Origin of the sequence: Psychrobacillus sp. AK 1817 (assembly GCF_008807035.1) — a bacterium.
In the GTDB taxonomy this organism is placed as follows: Bacteria; Bacillota; Bacilli; order Bacillales_A; family Planococcaceae; genus Psychrobacillus; species Psychrobacillus faecigallinarum.
This window is the reverse complement of record NZ_CP031739.1, coordinates 2,667,088-2,686,148: the sequence shown is the minus strand read 5'-3', so window position 1 is coordinate 2,686,148 and position 19,061 is coordinate 2,667,088. Positions and strand designations below refer to the sequence as shown.

15 protein-coding genes, 6 tRNA genes and 3 rRNA genes are annotated in these 19,061 nt (G+C 41.8%); 2 read left to right on the top strand and 22 right to left on the bottom strand.

From position 1 onward, the window contains the following. Window positions 1-49: 49 nt before the first annotated feature. From D0S48_RS13420 to D0S48_RS13375, 10 genes are all read right to left on the bottom strand, one after another. Entirely contained in the window at window positions 50-628 is a 579-nt protein-coding gene (locus tag D0S48_RS13420; RefSeq protein WP_225321622.1) for a GNAT family N-acetyltransferase, read from the bottom strand. 112 nt (window positions 629-740) lie between these two features. Beyond that, window positions 741-813: transfer RNA gene (locus D0S48_RS13415), tRNA-Ala, on the bottom strand. 21 nt (window positions 814-834) lie between these two features. Beyond that, window positions 835-909: transfer RNA gene (locus D0S48_RS13410), tRNA-Gln, on the bottom strand. A 5-nt stretch (window positions 910-914) separates the two neighbouring features. After that, window positions 915-998: transfer RNA gene (locus D0S48_RS13405), tRNA-Tyr, on the bottom strand. Between the two features lie 21 nt (window positions 999-1,019). Then, window positions 1,020-1,095: transfer RNA gene (locus D0S48_RS13400), tRNA-Val, on the bottom strand. Window positions 1,096-1,202: 107 nt separating this feature from the next. Then, window positions 1,203-1,275: transfer RNA gene (locus D0S48_RS13395), tRNA-Thr, on the bottom strand. A gap of 7 nt (window positions 1,276-1,282) precedes the next feature. Continuing rightward, window positions 1,283-1,357: transfer RNA gene (locus D0S48_RS13390), tRNA-Asn, on the bottom strand. Window positions 1,358-2,812: 1,455 nt separating this feature from the next. Further along, window positions 2,813-2,928: ribosomal RNA gene (gene rrf / locus D0S48_RS13385) — 5S ribosomal RNA — on the bottom strand. Window positions 2,929-3,104: 176 nt separating this feature from the next. Beyond that, a 23S ribosomal RNA gene (locus D0S48_RS13380) occupies window positions 3,105-6,032 on the bottom strand. A 235-nt stretch (window positions 6,033-6,267) separates the two neighbouring features. After that, window positions 6,268-7,821, bottom strand: a 16S ribosomal RNA gene (locus D0S48_RS13375). Together the 16S, 23S and 5S rRNA genes form the textbook arrangement of a ribosomal RNA operon. A 251-nt stretch (window positions 7,822-8,072) precedes the next feature. On the opposite strand from D0S48_RS13375, the gene D0S48_RS13370 reads away from it, so the two are divergent. Beyond that, the gene (locus D0S48_RS13370) at window positions 8,073-8,732 is read left to right on the top strand and encodes a polysaccharide deacetylase family protein (RefSeq protein WP_151112072.1); all 660 of its coding nucleotides are present in this window, start codon (window positions 8,073-8,075) and stop codon (window positions 8,730-8,732) included. 37 nt (window positions 8,733-8,769) lie between these two features. Here D0S48_RS13370 and D0S48_RS13365 read toward each other — a convergent pair whose 3' ends face one another. Further along, window positions 8,770-9,453, bottom strand: a complete 684-nt coding sequence (locus tag D0S48_RS13365) for a KinB-signaling pathway activation protein (protein WP_144541036.1) — start codon at window positions 9,451-9,453, stop codon at window positions 8,770-8,772. Window positions 9,454-9,589: 136 nt separating this feature from the next. On the opposite strand from D0S48_RS13365, the gene gerD reads away from it, so the two are divergent. Beyond that, window positions 9,590-10,171 carry a spore germination lipoprotein GerD gene (gene gerD, locus D0S48_RS13360; RefSeq protein ID WP_151112070.1) on the top strand — a complete coding sequence of 194 codons (582 nt, stop codon included), beginning with the start codon at window positions 9,590-9,592 and terminating at the stop codon, window positions 10,169-10,171. Between the two features lie 30 nt (window positions 10,172-10,201). Here gerD and D0S48_RS13355 read toward each other — a convergent pair whose 3' ends face one another. The 11 genes from D0S48_RS13355 to D0S48_RS13305 form a co-directional block, all read right to left on the bottom strand. Continuing rightward, entirely contained in the window at window positions 10,202-11,254 is a 1,053-nt protein-coding gene (locus tag D0S48_RS13355; RefSeq protein WP_144541032.1) for an Mrp/NBP35 family ATP-binding protein, read from the bottom strand. Between the two features lie 77 nt (window positions 11,255-11,331). Beyond that, window positions 11,332-12,045, bottom strand: coding sequence for an N-acetylmuramoyl-L-alanine amidase (locus D0S48_RS13350; RefSeq protein ID WP_144541050.1), 714 nt, complete (start codon window positions 12,043-12,045; stop codon window positions 11,332-11,334). 51 nt (window positions 12,046-12,096) lie between these two features. Then, window positions 12,097-13,281 (bottom strand): MFS transporter, encoded by a 1,185-nt coding sequence (locus D0S48_RS13345; RefSeq protein ID WP_151112068.1) that lies wholly within the window; start codon window positions 13,279-13,281, stop codon window positions 12,097-12,099. Between the two features lie 17 nt (window positions 13,282-13,298). Then, window positions 13,299-13,802 (bottom strand): GNAT family N-acetyltransferase, encoded by a 504-nt coding sequence (locus tag D0S48_RS13340; RefSeq protein WP_151112066.1) that lies wholly within the window; start codon window positions 13,800-13,802, stop codon window positions 13,299-13,301. A 186-nt stretch (window positions 13,803-13,988) separates the two neighbouring features. Next, window positions 13,989-14,411 (bottom strand): GNAT family N-acetyltransferase, encoded by a 423-nt coding sequence (locus D0S48_RS13335; RefSeq protein WP_151112064.1) that lies wholly within the window; start codon window positions 14,409-14,411, stop codon window positions 13,989-13,991. 245 nt (window positions 14,412-14,656) lie between these two features. Beyond that, window positions 14,657-15,049 (bottom strand): 30S ribosomal protein S9, encoded by a 393-nt coding sequence (rpsI, locus tag D0S48_RS13330; protein WP_144512714.1) that lies wholly within the window; start codon window positions 15,047-15,049, stop codon window positions 14,657-14,659. 22 nt (window positions 15,050-15,071) lie between these two features. Further along, window positions 15,072-15,509, bottom strand: a complete 438-nt coding sequence (gene rplM / locus D0S48_RS13325) for a 50S ribosomal protein L13 (protein ID WP_151112062.1) — start codon at window positions 15,507-15,509, stop codon at window positions 15,072-15,074. Window positions 15,510-15,680: 171 nt separating this feature from the next. Then, window positions 15,681-16,427 (bottom strand): tRNA pseudouridine(38-40) synthase TruA, encoded by a 747-nt coding sequence (gene truA, locus D0S48_RS13320; protein WP_151112060.1) that lies wholly within the window; start codon window positions 16,425-16,427, stop codon window positions 15,681-15,683. A 14-nt stretch (window positions 16,428-16,441) separates the two neighbouring features. After that, the gene (locus D0S48_RS13315) at window positions 16,442-17,239 is read right to left on the bottom strand and encodes an energy-coupling factor transporter transmembrane component T family protein (protein ID WP_151112058.1); all 798 of its coding nucleotides are present in this window, start codon (window positions 17,237-17,239) and stop codon (window positions 16,442-16,444) included. After that, the gene (locus tag D0S48_RS13310; protein WP_151112056.1) at window positions 17,233-18,108 is read right to left on the bottom strand and encodes an energy-coupling factor ABC transporter ATP-binding protein; all 876 of its coding nucleotides are present in this window, start codon (window positions 18,106-18,108) and stop codon (window positions 17,233-17,235) included. Before D0S48_RS13310 ends, D0S48_RS13315 begins: the two co-directional genes overlap by 7 nt. Continuing rightward, window positions 18,084-18,932 (bottom strand): energy-coupling factor ABC transporter ATP-binding protein, encoded by an 849-nt coding sequence (locus tag D0S48_RS13305; RefSeq protein WP_151112054.1) that lies wholly within the window; start codon window positions 18,930-18,932, stop codon window positions 18,084-18,086. The genes D0S48_RS13310 and D0S48_RS13305 overlap by 25 nt, the downstream gene beginning before the upstream one ends. Window positions 18,933-19,061: the final 129 nt, after the last annotated feature.

Sequence of the window (19,061 nt, the reverse complement as noted above, 5' to 3'; positions counted from 1 at the left end):
CATACATCCATTGTAAATCCTAAGGGTCAGTTGGCTCAACCGAGCAATTTTATGTATATTTATTCAATAAAAACTTTAGTTGTTTTTTAACCTCTGCCCACTCATAATCCACAATGGAGTATACCACTGTATTTCTAACTGTTCCATCAGACCTGATGCGTTCATTTCTTAACACACCTTCTCTGATACCCCCAATCCTTTCAATTGCTTGTTGAGATGGCAAATTTAGCTCATCAGTTTTAAACTGTACGCGGATCATACCAAGATCTTCAAAGCAATAATTGAGCAGCAAAAGTTTACATGTCGTGTTCACATGTGTACGTTGATATTGTTTTCCATAGAAAGTAGAACCGATTTCACAAGCATGATTAACTCGATCTATGTTATAAATGCGAGTAGTACCCATTATTTTTTTGGTAGTAGTGTGTTCTACTACATAAGCAATAGCATTTTTTTGGTCATTCATCTGCTCAATACCAGCTTGTAGCCATTGCCTTAACTGCTGCTCATCCTCTATCTTATTTAGCATATATTTAAATACGCTAGGCTCGTATAGCTCCCATAGCATAGATATATCCGATTCGGTTAATAACCTTAACGTAACGTCTTTATGAGTTAATTTTTCCACCGATTACACACCCTTTGTTCTTTTTTCTAATCATAACGCTTTTAGAGTATGATGAATATATTTTTTGAATCAAAAAAACTCTTCCCATATTAAATGGAAAGAGTTTTATAGATGGAGCCTAGCGGGATCGAACCGCTGACCTCCTGCGTGCAAGGCAGGCGCTCTCCCAGCTGAGCTAAGGCCCCACAATTTATGCTGAGTTGTAATGGCTGGGGTACCTGGATTCGAACCAGGGCATGACGGAATCAAAATCCGTTGCCTTACCGCTTGGCTATACCCCAATAACTGGTGGAGGGGGACGGATTCGAACCGCCGAACCCTAAGGAGCGGATTTACAGTCCGCCGCGTTTAGCCACTTCGCTACCCCTCCAGGCTAATCATAAAACATAAATGGTGGAGGATGACGGGCTCGAACCGCCGACCCTCTGCTTGTAAGGCAGATGCTCTCCCAGCTGAGCTAATCCTCCGTTGCTGTGTCCTAATTAAAAACCGGACAATAAATATTTTAGCATAAAGCCTTCTTCAAAACAAGCACTTTTTTATGTATGTTTTACCTGCTCTTAGTAATGAGAAAAGCTTCCAACCGGATTTGAACCGGTGACCTCTTCCTTACCATGGAAGCACTCTACCTACTGAGCTATGGAAGCATAAAAATGGCTCCGAAGGTAGGACTCGAACCTACGACCGATCGGTTAACAGCCGATTGCTCTACCACTGAGCTACTTCGGAACGTTCTTATCATTTAAAGTACAAATATAATTATAACAAGTATACTTTAAATTTCAAGCTTAATTTAGATATTTTCCCAATGAAATATTTAAAATGTAATATTATAGAATTTAAGGAGTTGAAGTAAAATATTTTGTTTAAATATGTACTCTTTTTCTATATTTGGAATTATTTCATTGGAATTGCTTCACCATATTATATTGGCCTTTAAATATTTAATTATACATGGAAAGTTAGTTTAATTGATCCTTTTGAAATGGATAGTGTGTTTCCTGATGGCTTTGGACTGGTCTTTTGCTATAAGATAACCGAGGATTTTTTTGAGAGGGAATTGTTATCCTTCCTACGAGTAGAGCGGCTCCCGAAGATACAATTTCGGGAGCTATCCTATTTCTTTATAAGTGGAGGACTTCTTATCTTTTTATTAACAAGGCTATGTTAAAGTGAAAGGTTGATTTAAAATTCACAAAAAGTGAGCTGGAAAGTGTATCTTCAAGCTCATGCATTTACTGTCCATTTTACTAAAGTGATTATAAGTTAAAATAGGAAATAATGACTTCACCAAATGGTTGAAATCAAGCGAATTATTACTCTTGGTATAAACATTATGATGTTCCAGACCACTTCCACCAATCTCACCTAAAACTTCTTTAAAAAACCCATCCTGCTTTTCTTTTTTTCTTTGCCATCCAACATCTCCGAATCCCTTAATTTACACCTTCGGTAACGAAACTGCCGCGTTAGTGTAACGTGAACACCTTCATAATTTTTTTCTATTTTAACAATAATATTCAGTATTGATTAAATTAATTTTAATATATGTTGGGCAACCTTCACCATACCATTTTTCGATAAATTAACTTTTTTCTTTATCAGAGCCATTAACAATAATAGAACATTTGCATATATAAGAAACACTTAACATTATTAACGAATAGCTTCTTTAGATTTAGATGCTTTTGGGCTGCGAAACCAGATGGACGGCAATTTCTTCGTCAGCCGTAGTCGATCAGTTCTCGCGTATGCTATACGCTCCGAGCCTCTCTTCCTTGCTTCCTTGAACTCTTTGCCCCTCTGCTTTCTCGCACACTTGCTCAGATAGAAATGGTTAGTGCCTTCGGCACTTCTAATTTCTTTATAGAACAAACAAAAAGCCGCCACCGATTACTCGGTAACGACTTCCTATAGTGCCCAGCGACGTCCTACTCTTGCAGGGGAACCCCCAACTACCATCGGCGCGGCTGCGAAACCAGATGGGCGGAAGATTTCTTCGTCAGCCGCAGTCGATCGGTTCTCGCGTATGCTATACGCTCCGAGCCTCTCTTCCTTGCTTCCTCGAACTCTTTACCCCTCTGCTTTCTCGCACACTTGCTTAGATAATGATGATTGCCTTCGGCCTTTTTCTCTTAATACAAAAAAGCCGCCACCGATTACTCGGTAACGACTTCCTATAGTGCCCAGCGACGTCCTACTCTTGCAGGGGGAGACCCCCAACTACCATCGGCGCTGAAGAGCTTAACTTCCGTGTTCGGTATGGGAACGGGTGTGACCTCTTCGCCATCATCACTAGACTTTTCGGCTTTCAATCCACTGCGCATTGCGTTGTCAACTTCGCTCGTTCAGTCAGTCACGTACGTAAGTACGCTCCTTCCTTCGCTCACTCGTTTCCTAGCACTGCTTGTGTTTTGAAATCCTCTTGAGTTGTTCACTCAAAACTGGATAAAAGACATCATTAGAAACAAACAATTTGGTTAAGTCCTCGATCGATTAGTATTCGTCAGCTGCACGTGTCGCCACGCTTCCACCCCGAACCTATCTACCTCATCGTCTTTGAGGGATCTTACTTACTTGCGTAATGGGAAATCTCATCTTGAGGGGGGCTTCGTGCTTAGATGCTTTCAGCACTTATCCCGTCCACACATAGCTACCCAGCGATGCCCTTGGCAGAACAACTGGTACACCAGCGGTGTGTCCATCCCGGTCCTCTCGTACTAAGGACAGCTCCTCTCAAATTTCCTACGCCCACGACGGATAGGGACCGAACTGTCTCACGACGTTCTGAACCCAGCTCGCGTACCGCTTTAATGGGCGAACAGCCCAACCCTTGGGACCGACTACAGCCCCAGGATGCGATGAGCCGACATCGAGGTGCCAAACCTCCCCGTCGATGTGGACTCTTGGGGGAGATAAGCCTGTTATCCCCGGGGTAGCTTTTATCCGTTGAGCGATGGCCCTTCCATGCGGAACCACCGGATCACTAAGCCCGTCTTTCGACCCTGCTCGACTTGTAGGTCTCGCAGTCAAGCTCCCTTCTGCCTTTACACTCTTCGAATGATTTCCAACCATTCTGAGGGAACCTTTGGGCGCCTCCGTTACACTTTAGGAGGCGACCGCCCCAGTCAAACTGCCCGCCTGACACTGTCTCCTACCCGGGTTACGGGTATGGGTTAGAATTTCAATACAACCAGGGTAGTATCCCACCGACGCCTCCTCCGAAGCTGGCGCTCCGGGCTCTAAGGCTCCTACCTATCCTGTACAAGTTGCACCAAAATTCAATATCAAGCTACAGTAAAGCTCCACGGGGTCTTTCCGTCCTGTCGCGGGTAACCTGCATCTTCACAGGTACTATAATTTCACCGAGTCTCTCGTTGAGACAGTGCCCAGATCGTTACGCCTTTCGTGCGGGTCGGAACTTACCCGACAAGGAATTTCGCTACCTTAGGACCGTTATAGTTACGGCCGCCGTTTACTGGGGCTTCAATTCGCACCTTCGCTTGCGCTAAGCACTCCTCTTAACCTTCCAGCACCGGGCAGGCGTCAGCCCCTATACTTCACCTTACGGTTTTGCAGAGACCTGTGTTTTTGCTAAACAGTCGCCTGGGCCTATTCACTGCGGCTCTTCTAGGCTATACACCCAAAAGAGCACCCCTTCTCCCGAAGTTACGGGGTCATTTTGCCGAGTTCCTTAACGAGAGTTCTCTCGCTCACCTTAGGATTCTCTCCTCGACTACCTGTGTCGGTTTGCGGTACGGGCACCTCCCACCTCGTTAGAGGCTTTTCTTGGCAGTGTGAAATCAGGAACTTCGGACTAAGTCCTCGCCATCACAGCTCAATGTTACAGAGTGCGGATTTGCCTACACTCACACCTCACTGCTTGGACGTGCATAACCAACAGCACGCTTACCCTATCCTACTGCGTCCCCCCATCACTCAAACGGTGGGGTGGTGGTACAGGAATATCAACCTGTTGTCCATCGTCTACGCCTATCGGCCTCGACTTAGGTCCCGACTAACCCTGAGCGGACGAGCCTTCCTCAGGAAACCTTAGTCATACGGTGGATGGGATTCTCACCCATCTTTCGCTACTCATACCGGCATTCTCACTTCTAAGCGCTCCACCAGTCCTTCCGGTCTGACTTCAACGCCCTTAGAACGCTCTCCTACCACTGATACCAAAGGTATCAATCCACAGCTTCGGTGATTTGTTTAGCCCCGATACATTTTCGGCGCAGCGTCACTCGACCAGTGAGCTATTACGCACTCTTTAAATGATGGCTGCTTCTAAGCCAACATCCTGGTTGTCTAAGCAACGCCACATCCTTTTCCACTTAACAAATACTTTGGGACCTTAGCTGGTGGTCTGGGCTGTTTCCCTCTTGACTACGGATCTTATCACTCGCAGTCTGACTCCCAAACATAAATCATTGGCATTCGGAGTTTGTCTGAATTCGGTAACCCGGGATGGGCCCCTAGTCCAAACAGTGCTCTACCTCCAAGATTCTAACGTTTGAGGCTAGCCCTAAAGCTATTTCGGAGAGAACCAGCTATCTCCAGGTTCGATTGGAATTTCTCCGCTACCCACACCTCATCCCCGCACTTTTCAACGTGCGTGGGTTCGGACCTCCAGTAAGTGTTACCTTACCTTCATCCTGGACATGGGTAGATCACCTGGTTTCGGGTCTACGACCACATACTCATTCGCCCTATTCAGACTCGCTTTCGCTGCGGCTCCGTCTTCTCAACTTAACCTCGCATGTAATCGTAACTCGCCGGTTCATTCTACAAAAGGCACGCCATCACCCGTTAACGGGCTTTGACTATTTGTAGGCACACGGTTTCAGGGTCTATTTCACTCCCCTTCCGGGGTGCTTTTCACCTTTCCCTCACGGTACTGGTTCACTATCGGTCACTAGGTAGTATTTAGCCTTGGGAGATGGTCCTCCCGGATTCCGACGGAATTTCACGTGTTCCGCCGTACTCAGGATACACTCTGGAGGGAATGAATTTTGGACTACGGGGCTTTTACCCTATCCTGCGGACCTTTCCAGGTCGCTTCATCTAACTCATTCTTTTGTAACTCCGTATAGAGTGTCCTACAACCCCAAGAGGCAAGCCTCTTGGTTTGGGCTCTTCCCGTTTCGCTCGCCGCTACTCAGGGAATCGAATTTTCTTTCTCTTCCTCCAGGTACTTAGATGTTTCAGTTCCCTGGGTGTGTCTCAGATGCGCTATGTATTCACGCAAATGTACTGCCCCATTACGGGCAGTGGGTTTCCCCATTCGGAAATCTCCGGATCGAAGCTCACTTACAGCTCCCCGAAGCATATCGGTGTTAGTGCCGTCCTTCGTCGACTCCTAGTGCCAAGGCATCCACCGTGCGCCCTTATTAACTTAACCTAAAAGTTAAAAGTACTACACTTGCAATCACGTAAGTGATCACAATTTGAATATCTTGCGTTTGTTTCTTTTTTGATGTCGTTTTATCCAGTTTTCAAAGAACAAAGGGCTTGTTCCTTTGCGACGAGTAATCGCAGGAGCAAGTATAAATGCTCATCATAAAAATGAACACTCAAAACTGAACTGCAAAACGTTAAGATACAGATAAAGATCTGTATTCCGAATATATCCTTAGAAAGGAGGTGATCCAGCCGCACCTTCCGATACGGCTACCTTGTTACGACTTCACCCCAATCATCTGTCCCACCTTCGGCGGCTGGCTCCCAAAAGGGTTACCCCACCGACTTCGGGTGTTACAAACTCTCGTGGTGTGACGGGCGGTGTGTACAAGGCCCGGGAACGTATTCACCGTGGCATGCTGATCCACGATTACTAGCGATTCCGGCTTCATGTAGGCGAGTTGCAGCCTACAATCCGAACTGAGAACGGTTTTATGGGATTAGCTCACCCTCGCGGGGTTGCGACCCTCTGTACCGTCCATTGTAGCACGTGTGTAGCCCAGGTCATAAGGGGCATGATGATTTGACGTCATCCCCACCTTCCTCCGGTTTATCACCGGCAGTCACCTTAGAGTGCCCAACTGAATGCTGGCAACTAAGATCAAGGGTTGCGCTCGTTGCGGGACTTAACCCAACATCTCACGACACGAGCTGACGACAACCATGCACCACCTGTCACCGCTGTCCCCGAAGGGAAAAGCCTATCTCTAGGCCGGTCAGCGGGATGTCAAGACCTGGTAAGGTTCTTCGCGTTGCTTCGAATTAAACCACATGCTCCACCGCTTGTGCGGGCCCCCGTCAATTCCTTTGAGTTTCAGTCTTGCGACCGTACTCCCCAGGCGGAGTGCTTAATGCGTTAGCTGCAGCACTAAGGGGCGGAAACCCCCTAACACTTAGCACTCATCGTTTACGGCGTGGACTACCAGGGTATCTAATCCTGTTTGCTCCCCACGCTTTCGCGCCTCAGCGTCAGTTACAGACCAGAAAGCCGCCTTCGCCACTGGTGTTCCTCCAAATCTCTACGCATTTCACCGCTACACTTGGAATTCCGCTTTCCTCTTCTGCACTCAAGTCCCCCAGTTTCCAATGACCCTCCACGGTTGAGCCGTGGGCTTTCACATCAGACTTAAAGGACCGCCTGCGCGCGCTTTACGCCCAATAATTCCGGACAACGCTTGCCACCTACGTATTACCGCGGCTGCTGGCACGTAGTTAGCCGTGGCTTTCTAATGAGGTACCGTCAAGGTACGAGCAGTTACTCTCATACTTGTTCTTCCCTCACAACAGAGTTTTACGATCCGAAAACCTTCTTCACTCACGCGGCGTTGCTCCATCAGACTTTCGTCCATTGTGGAAGATTCCCTACTGCTGCCTCCCGTAGGAGTCTGGGCCGTGTCTCAGTCCCAGTGTGGCCGATCACCCTCTCAGGTCGGCTACGCATCGTCGCCTTGGTGAGCCGTTACCTCACCAACTAGCTAATGCGCCGCGGGCCCATCCTGTAGTGACAGCCGAAACCGTCTTTTAACATCTCCTCATGTGAGGAAATGGATTATTCGGTATTAGCCCCGGTTTCCCGGAGTTATCCCAATCTACAGGGCAGGTTGCCCACGTGTTACTCACCCGTCCGCCGCTAAATCAGAAGAAGCAAGCTTCTTCATCATTCGCTCGACTTGCATGTATTAGGCACGCCGCCAGCGTTCGTCCTGAGCCAGGATCAAACTCTCCATAATAGAGAACTTAAAAAGCTCATTTTGTTTTGCTGGCATCATCATTAAATGATGTCAAAATTGTTTTGCATCAACATAACCGAAGTTATTTGATGCTTTATGTCTTAACGTTTTGCATGTTCAGTTTTCAATGTTCATATAATGTATTTTGTCGTTTTGTTTTGGCGACCTTTGTATCTTACCATCGTTTAAACATGAATGTCAACACTTAATCATAAAATTTATTAAAACAAATTGAAAAGGTGTGTGTTTCTTTGAAAACAAAGCTTTTAATAACTATCTCCTCTGTACTGTTATTCATGCTTTTACTCTTTATGCCCAATACTTATTCTACACTTCTTCCCGTCTTTCAAGTGACAGAAAAACCAAGCGTTATCTCCAAGGGGACCTATGGAAACACTGTCACTATAGATCTGACATTTGGCAGAGAGGATGTAGAAGCATTAGTAAAAGATTTAAAAGCACCTTATCCTCACTTTTTTATTAGCATTGAATGGATTGAGCGCTCTGAGCCGATTGTTAAATTGATGCAAGACAAAAAAATTCCTATTAGCCTGTTAGGGAAAGAGGGTTTACAGTATACCGAGGACCGCAGTCTCTTTAAAAAAGAAGTGGATAGATTTGAAAAAGCGATTGGTGAGAAGCCTAATTGGTTTAGAACTTCTGATTATGAGTTTCCAACGGAGCTTCAAAAGGATGCTTGGAAGGAGGAAATAAATCTGCTGGGTTCTTCTTTAGTTTTAGGAGATAGTATTCCTAAGCTTGGTAAAGGAGATATACTTACCGTTCCCTTACATCAAGAGGAACGAATCGACACGGTCCAACTTGCAAAATATTTAAAATCTCAACCTTTTGTTACTATTGAACAAAATATATTTAATTTAAAAATGAAAACAAAAAGCATTCCTGATTAAAGAAAACTGCTCCGACTAATTAGTCAGAGCAGTTTTCTTATTTACCCTTCACAGCTGTTGCTGCTTCTCTTCTCGCTTTTCTGCGAGCTTCAAGTTTTAAACGGTCTTCATCAGATTTAGCGTTGTACTTCGGTAAAGCCAACAATTGGTATGCATTAACTGCAAGTATAGGAAACAATAATAAAGTAACCCAGCTATCTACTTTGTCAGCATTAACCATTAAGACTGGAAGCCACTCTAACGTGGAAACTACTATCATAAAGAATACAGCCGAAATTAGCGCATGCTTTTTTGTTTTATTTGCTTTTATTATACCCACAACTACAGCCGTTATTATTAAAATTGCCAACAAGATTCCGTATAACCAAACTTGTCCCGTCGTTTCAGCATTTGGACGAAAGCGGAACATTATCAAATCGAATATCACAAACGCAATAATTAATAATTGTACCCAATTCCATAGTGTTAGGGTTCTAAATATATTTACGCCCATTTGATGAATGGTTAAATAAGCGAAGAATCCCATTTGGGCAATTACACTAATAGTGAAACCCATTACTACCATAAAAACAAATGCAGCAATAAATTCACTCCATTGTCCTGCTTCAAAATATTTTGCAAAGGCATCATCCCAACGGATGAACAAACCTAAAACTCCTGTAATGAGGCCGCCGATAATCATTGAATTAAGAAAGAATTTAAACCAATTTCGAATTGTCACAGCAAGATTTCCTCCATCTACTCTATTTCCTCTTACGATTGTATCAACGATTTGGGAAAAAATCTATTTCTTCATAAATGCAATACATATTTCTATTTTAAATGTGAACAATAATTGAAAGGACGGTGAGGCTTAAATGAAATATTTTGCCCTATTTTTATTGAGTATTGGGCTCCTAGCTGGTTGTAGTGAATCTTCTAGCACTCCTTCATATGAAGAAAACAAAAAAATGTTAATCGATGCATTGCAGACTGAGGACGGGAAGAAAGCTATACGCACTCTTTTAGAGGATCCTCAATTTCAAGAAATGCTTGTAATAGACAGTGAACAAGTAAAAAAATCGGTCGAAGAGACTATACTTTCTAAGCAAGCGGAGGATTTTTGGAAGGAACTTTATCAGGACCCTAAATTTTCTGAGACTATGGCAAAGAGTATGCTGAAACAACAAGAAGATTTGATGAAAAAAATGATGAAGGATTCAGAATACCTTAAGGACTTAGAGAGTTTCTTTAGTTCTGCTGAGATGAAAAAGGAGTTAGAAAAAACATTAAAATCAAGTGATATGCGTAAAGAGATCCAAAAGGTTGTAGAAGAAACTATTCAAAGTCCAACGCTACAAACAAAATGGCAGAAGCTAGTAGAAGAAGCGGGCGCCTCAAAAGAGGAAAGTGGCGGTGGCTCTAAGGAAGAGGAAAGCAAGAAAGAGGAAGAAAAATAAGGCCGCTCCTATTAGGAAACGGCCCTTTTTTTATGCTTTTTCTATAATTTTTTCAGCGATATCCAAATATATTTTGCCCGTCTCATGGGTTTCAGAATATACGGAAGGAGCAAAATCGATATCATTCCAGTCAGGCTGACCAAGAGGAATCTGACCTAGAAGCTCTGTGCGAAGTTCTTCCGCAAGTTTAGGGCCTCCGCCTTTACCAAAAACGAACTCCTTCTCACCAGTAGACTTAGATTCGTACCATGACATATTTTCAATAACTCCTAAAATCTCGTGATCCGTTTGTAAAGCCATAGCACCCGCACGAGCTGCTACGAAAGCTGCTGTTGGATGTGGTGTAGTGACAACGATTTCTTTAGAGGCAGGCAGCATTTGATGAATGTCTAATGCCACGTCTCCTGTACCTGGTGGTAAATCTAATAGCAAGAAGTCTAACTCTCCCCACTCTACATCTTTAAAGAATTGGTCCAAAACTTTCCCTAACATTGGTCCGCGCCAAACAACAGGAGTGTTGTTTTCAACAAAGAATCCCATTGATATTACTTTGACGCCTTTGCGCTCTACTGGAATAATACGATCTTCTTTGATTTGAGGAACGTCTTTTACTCCCATCATATCCGGTACGCTAAAGCCGTAAATATCTGCGTCTACTAAAGCAACCTTTTTCCCTAATCGAGCAAGAGCCACAGCCAAGTTCACGGATACCGTAGATTTACCTACGCCTCCCTTACCAGATGCGATAGAGATAATCTTCACTTTACTGTTTGGAGAAAGAATATCCTCGCTATCGCTCTCTTTTCCTTTTCCGCGGAACTGCTCTAATACTTCCTTAGGAAGCTCTTCAAAACGAATACCAACCGTGTTGGCACCAGCATTTTTCAATATTTCCACTACTTTAGTTTGTAACTGCATTTGCTCCGCTGAGTTAATCTTTGCAATTGCCAATTTGACACTAACATGATTTTTCTCTTCCTTTATCGAAACTTGAGAGATACCATTCGTTTCTTCAAGAGTTCTATGTAAAAACGGATCGTTTAATTCCCCAAGTAATGTACGAACTTGTTTCTCATTAATCATTGTGCAGACACTCCCCTTTAGTTAACTATTCGCAATATAGTATACCATATACGAGTGTCTACCATCCCTTCATCGGCTCAATAAACGCTTTCTTCTACGAATAATCTAATTCCATCTGCGATAGCATTTACCATATCATTTTGATATTTGTCCGATGTAAGCAATTCTCTTTCATCTGTATTGCTTATGAAACCAGTTTCCACTAAAACTGCTGGTGCTTTTGCTTTCTTTAAGATATAGACTTGCTTGATAGCGAGTGCCTCTCTTTCAGTATTGCCAATATTGCTTTTAATGGATGATTGGATGGATTTAGCTAGTAGCTGTCCGCCCTCATGTCCCTCTGCGTGATAAAAAACTTGAGCGCCTCTCCATCTTTCCTCAGGAACAGCGTTGACATGCATACTAATGACCATATCCGGCTCAGAGTTATTCATAATCTCTTCTCTTAGCAATAAATCTGCACGTTTTCTCGCACGAGTTGTCGGGTAATCCTCATCAGGTAAATGCTCTGCCACAGCATCCCCCTCTTTTGTGCGTGTCATAACAACCGTTGCCCCTTGAGACTTTAAAATTTTTTCTAGTTTAAGAGACATAGATAGAGTTATATCTCTTTCCACTACTTCCCCATAACTCGCCCCGCCATCTATCCCTCCATGCCCTGGGTCGATGACAACCTTTACCCCACTTAATGGTTCTGGCAGGAAAAAACCAATATCACTTGCTCTTGTGCTGTAAGTTACCGCTAGTAGAGTGACAAAAAACAAAACACCGATTATTAGCCATTTTTTCAGGTTAATCGCTCCTTTTTCACTCATTATACGTAAGAGGGACAAAGAGTATGATTAGATTCTCGGCTTCATTTTAGAACTTATAAAAAATGATGGGACAGATAAAATAGTAATGAAAGATATGATAAAGAATACTGCTGCTCCACTTCCTACATTATCTAATAATATTCCTCCCAAACTAGGACCTATAATTCTTCCAACAGATTTTACACCTGTAAGAGCAAAATAAGTCCCTTTTTCATGATCCTCACACATACTATCAATATGTATATCTACCATTGTAAAAACCAGTACTTCTCCTGCTGTAAAGATAATCATCGCTACAATTAACACAATAATATTTGGACTTTGCCCGAAAATTAGTAATCCTATAGATAACATTCCACTTCCAATCATTAGTGAATAAGTGGTACTTATCCGCTCTCCTAGCTTATAAACAAAGTATTGTATGATTAAAACCGTTATTGCATTTGTCGTAATCAACCATGAAAAATATTGAACTGCAAGCTCCGCGTCAAATGTCTTACCTAAGTACTGACTAAAAGTCGAATCAAACTGACTATATCCAAAGGTTATAAAAATCAAGGCAAGCACAAAAATACTGAAAGCATAATCTTTTTTAAATACATGGAAAGACTGAAAAATAGATGATTTTGAAGAACTAGCTGCAGGTTTCTCCATCGGATACTTCTTAAATAACACCATAAACGTAATAATATTTACTAGAAAGATAAAACCGACACCGAAAAATATATTCTCAAGCCCGAACCGCTGAAAATAGACGGAAGTGAGCGGTGCTACAGCAGCAGAGATATTAATCAAAAAATATCGTATATTAAAGATTAATCTTCTATTCTCTGGTTCTGTGTAAAGACTTAATAGTACACGATAGGTTGGCTCAACTATTGATTGACTCATCCCTAGTAAAACCGCAAAAACAATAAACCCTGCATATTGATCGATAAATGGAAAGTAAATATAGCAGGCTAGATATCCGCTTAAACCAGTTAAGATAACTTTGTTTTTTGGAAATTTATCAATATAGGGACCTACAAAAAAACTCATGAGAAGACCAGAAAAAGCCAAGGTGGATAATATAGCTCCTATCTGCACACCCGAATAGTCAAACTCATTTAACAAAAACAAAGTAAGATAGGGAATTACCAAAAACGTCCCAAACCTCGCTAAAAAAATGCTTACCAAAATGGTAGAAGTAACTACATTAAATTTCTTTCTCATCTCAACCCTACTTCTCTCTATTTTTCATATACATATAAGCAAACTTGCTTATCGCTTAATATTATTTCTCTTTCTAGCTGCATACCTATTTTTTTTGCTACCTTTCTAGACGCTAAATTTGGCTTTTGAATAAGCGATATAAACCTTCCCACTCCTAGCTGGTTTAGACCTCTTTGTAACAAAGTCTCCGCAGCCTCACTCGCATAGCGATTTCCCCAATACTCTCTAGCAACCCAATAGCCAATTTCTAATTCCACTTGCCCCTCAATTAATTGTGGAACAATACCTGCATGGCCAATTGTCACTCCATCTTCCTTACGTATCAATAACTTTAACCCATACTCATTGTTTTGCTCATAATGTTGAAAAATCCACTGTAAAAAATTGAAGGTTTCCTCACGATTCCTTGTCTTCCCGTTCCCTATAAATTCTGTCATTCTTTCGTCTGAAAGCATGGAATATAAAAAGTCTAAGTCAGCCTCTGTATAGGAACGAAAATCTAATCTTTCTGAAGAAAACATTCTCCCACCCCACTTTATGTATAATTGCTTACTTAATATACACTTACGCAATTTATGCTACAATCCCTTTTTCGGCAGAAGATAAATAATTCTTAATAATTTGTCATTAAATAAGATGTCCTAGGTAATTATTTTTTTCAAAAAATAATAAGGTAGATTAGAGTCTAAGACCCAATCTACCTTTAGCTAACCCATTCTTTTTACTAAGTAATACTGTTTACTATCCTTCGTAGGAAAATCATCGACGATACCAATTACTTCATAACAAAACTTTTGATAAAAATCAGGTGCTTGAAAGCTAAAGGTATCTAATTGTATAAGCCTACAGTTATGCTCTATCGCAAACTCTTCTATTTTAGTTAGCAATTCTTTTCCGTAACCTTGACCTCTCAAAGACTCATCCACCCATAGGAAATCAATATGAAGATGATACCAAAAAATCTCACCGGTAATACCTCCAAGTATTTTTTGTTCTCCATCTCGAAGCACATAGCTGATCTGCTTTTTAGGGTGCTTCACCTCTTCAGGTATCTTGGACATATTATATTCAATAACCCTTTGGCGAATATAATCAGTATCCTCCTGATTCCATTGCTGTGTTATTTTCAAGCTCGACACTCTCCTATCCCTATTTTTTCCTTTACTATTATAACTTAAATACCTTTTAATACCATCTGCTATTTTTAAGTTAGTTACGCTAGTAAATACGGCATTTCAATTAGTTTTTTAAAATAAAAGAATCCCTTCTTTGACACCTAGAAAAGATTTGCTTGTAATAACCCATGTGAATGATTTGAATGACAATAAAAAAACTCCCAACCATATAGGTTGAGAGTTTTTGTAATTTTGTAAGATTAACGTTTTGAGAACTGAGGTGCACGACGAGCGCCTTTAAGTCCTGGTTTTTTACGTTCTTTCATACGTGGGTCACGTGTTAAGAATCCTGCAGATTTTAAAGCTGGACGGAAATCAGGATCTACTGTAAGTAGAGCACGTGCAATACCGTGACGGATTGCTCCTGCTTGACCTGTGAATCCACCACCATTAACGTTTACATGAACATCATAGCTACCTAGAGTTTGAGTAGTTACTAATGGTTGTTTAATGATTTCACGTAAAGTTTCGTATGGTACGTAATCTTCTACGTCACGTTTGTTGATAACGATTTTTCCTTCGCCTGGTACTAAACGTACGCGTGCTACTGAGCTTTTACGGCGACCAGTGCCGATATATTGAACTTGTGCCAAGTGTATGTCCTCCTCTTAATTATTATCCGCGAAGCTCAAAAGCTTCTGGTTGTTGTGCTGCATGTGGATGTTCTGCTCCAGCGTAAACGTGAAGTTTCCCGAACATTTGACGACCTAAAGTGTTTTTAGGAAGCATTCCTTTGATCGCTAATTCGATCATTTTTGTTGGGTACTTAGTACGCATTTCTAAAGCAGTACGTTGTTTAAGTCCACCAGCAAATTGAGTGTGACGGTAGTAAATTTTGTCATTTAACTTGTTCCCAGTTAAATGAATTTTTTCTGCATTGATGATGATCACGTGATCACCAGTGTCAACGTTCGGTGTGAAAGTTGGTTTGTTTTTTCCACGTAAAATAGCTGCTACTTCAGAAGCAAGACGACCAAGAGTTTGGCCTTCAGCGTCGATAACTAACCATTTACGTTCTACTTCGTGACCTTTAGCCATGAATGTTGTACGCATGTATTTTGTCCTCCTAATTCAATCATAATCGATCTATAATTTTCTATATCCTCATACCAATAAGTTTCGGGGCTTATATTGTGGGGTTAATGAAAATACCATACATCATCATAACCCACACACTGTTAATAGTCAAGTATTTTTCCATAAACACCTGGAAAAGTTGCTACATCATGAATACTCTACTTTTTCTAGGTATAAACCGTGTGCTGGCGCGGTTTTACCAGCATTTTTTCTATCGCAAGATTGAAGAATTCCTGGTAGCTCGTCCACATTTTTTTTTCCTATTGCAACTTCCCATAAAGTACCTGCAATAATTCGAACCATGTTATATAAAAAACCATTACCGCTGATAACCATATGCAGCTGGTTAGAGTCTTCTTTCCATTCAAAATCTATTGACCTTACTGTTCTGACAAAGTCTTTTACACTAGTTTTAGATGCACAGAAGCTGGAGAAATCATGCGTCCCTAAAAGATGTACGGAAGCTTCCTTCATCAAATTTACGTTAGGCTTATATCTATCCACATGGACAGTATAATTACGCTCAAACGGGCTCTGAATCTCATTTAGCGTCCATTTGTATCGATAAGTTTTGCCCTCCGCATGATATCTTGCATGAAAGTCTGCAGCAACTTCTTCTACGGAGTGTATTCGGATATCCTTTGGAAGTTGAACATTTAAAGCAGTTCTCCAGCGATCCATAGGTAAGTTGAAGTGACTATCAAAATGAATTACCTGACCTGTCGCATGCACCCCTGCATCCGTACGACCACTTGCTACTACCTTCACTAGTTCACCTTTATGGATTGTTTGTAGAACTCGTTCAAGCTCTAGCTGTACTGTTCTTTTTCCCGGTTGAACCTGATAACCAGAAAATTGACTTCCATCATAGCTGATGATAGCTCTTAAACGCATACCGTTACCTCCCATTACTGTCTAAAATAAACAAGTATAACTGCTAAGAGGACAAGTACAACTAGAATTGCCGTATCCTTTTTCCTCCACTCTAGCTTGCGATATCTTGTTCTACCTTCGCCACCTTTATAGCCGCGAACCTCCATAGCTGTCGCCAAATCCTCTGCTCGTTTAAAAGCACTCACAAATAGCGGAATCAGCAACGGCACAATAGCATTCATTCGCTCTTTCATACTTCCTGAAGTCATATCCGACCCTCTGGCCATCTGCGCTTTCATAATCTTATCAGTTTCGTCCATAAGTGTTGGGATGAACCTTAAGGAGATTGACATCATAAGCGCTAATTCATGCACTGGGAGCTTCCATTTCTTCAAGGGGTTCAGAAGTATCTCTAAAGCATCAGTAATCGATATAGGCGTTGTAGTGAGCGTTAAAATGGATGTTAGTATAACGAGTACGAAGAAACGGATAGATATGAATATCCCCTGCTTCAAACCCTCCTCATAAATTTTTATAAACTTCCATTCAAAAATAAGAGCGCCCTCTCGAGTGAAAATCATATGCAATAAGAATGTAAAGATTATCAAAAAAACGACAGGTTTTAAACCATTGATCAGAAAATATAATCTTATTTTCGACATACGGATTATTAAGAAAGTAAATAACACCAATATTCCATATGTGATCCAATTATTCGCGATGAAAACCACGGCGATAAATAAGAAAACAAAGATTAATTTAGCTCTGGCATCTAAGCGGTGAATTAATGAATCCCCAGGTATGTAACGACCAAAAATCATCTTTTCTAGCATTCGTCCTCACACCCCTTTTTTAACAGGTGCGCCATTTCTTTCGCCAATACTTCCTCTGTTAAACAGAGAATCGGTAGCCTTCTGCCCATCATTTGTTCTAATTTCCTTTGAAACTTTACTGTTTGTGGCAGCTCCAACTGATAATCTTTTAAACGAGTTTCATTTTCAAAAACCTCTTCCGGAGTGCCTTGCAACACACATTTCCCTCTATACATGATTGCTATTCGGTCTGCGTATCTAGCTGCATCTTCCATGCTGTGCGTCACGAGGATAGTCGTTATTCCCTTCTCTTGATGAATGCGATAAAAGAGGTCCATGATTTCCTTGCGACCCCTTGGATCTAAACCAGCGGTCGGCTCATCCAGTACTAGGACTTCTGGGTTCATAGCTAGAACTCCTGCTATAGCGACGCGTCTCATTTGGCCACCAGATAAGTCAAACGGAGATTTGTCCATGACCTCTTCAGGTAATCCTAGTAGCTTAACCAATTCTTCTGCACGTGCCTTAGCTTCAGCCTCTGGTACACCATAGTTCATAGGACCAAACATAATGTCCTTGAGTACTGTTTCGTCAAACAACTGATGCTCTGGAAATTGAAACACTATGCCTACTTTTTGGCGCACTGCACGCAATTGTTTATTTTTCTTTTTACCTTGGACCTCTATGTCTCCTATCCTAACGGTACCTTCCGTAGGCTTTAATAAGGCATTCAAATGCTGCAACACAGTAGACTTTCCTGAGCCAGTGTGCCCTATAATAGCTTGATAAGAGCCAGAAGGTATATTCAAATCCACATCAAACAAGGCCTTTTTTTCAAAAGGGGTATCTTTTGCATAAGCATAGCTTACTTGTTGAAGTGTGATGTCCATAAATCGTTCACCAACTCTTCTTCTGACATATGTTCAGCGATTAGGGATATCCCTTGAGCTTTTATAAGCTTGGACATTTTCATCGCAAATGGCAAATCTAAACCTAAGTCCACTAATTCTTGCCCACGCTCGAAAATTCCTTTTGGAGTATCCTCTACATATTTCTCACCCTGATTCATCATAATAACTCTATCTGCAAGCAAGGTTTCCTCTAAATCGTGCGTTATGGAGATAACCGTCAGATCCGTTTCTTCTCTTAGCTGACGAACCGTTGACAGCACCTCTTCCTTCCCTTGCGGATCTAGCATGGAGGTTGCTTCATCTAACAATAAAATGCGTGGCTGCATCGCAATAGCACCCGCTATAGCCACCCTTTGCTTTTGGCCACCTGACAGATGATGTGGCTCGCTATTCATAAAATCCTGCATATTGACCTTTGCTAATGATCGTCGTACTCGTTCTACCATTTCCTCAAAGGGGATCCCATTATTCTCTAGGGCAAATGCTACATCGTCCTGGACAGTAGCCCCAACGAATTGGTTATCGGGGTTTTGAAATACCATGCCCATTTTCGATCTAGTTTCCCAAAGATTTTCCATCGTTAACGTCTCACCAAAAATACGCACCTTTCCCTTCTGAGGAAATAGAAGACCATTCATTAATCGGGCTAACGTGGATTTACCAGATCCATTGTGACCTACAATAGCAACCCATTCGCTTTCACCTATAGAAAATGACACATTATGTATTGCGGGTTTGATATTAGTATTTTCTTCGGAATAGGTATATGTTACATCCTGTAAGGAAATAATTTCTGCTTTCATGCCCTTAACCTCCCTTAACTAAACTCTGCTCAGCTTAACTCCATATTAACAAATTTATAGACAAATTAAAAAAGCGCGCACCTCATTTGGAGAAATGCGCTCTTCTATAACTTATTTCTAGACTGGTTG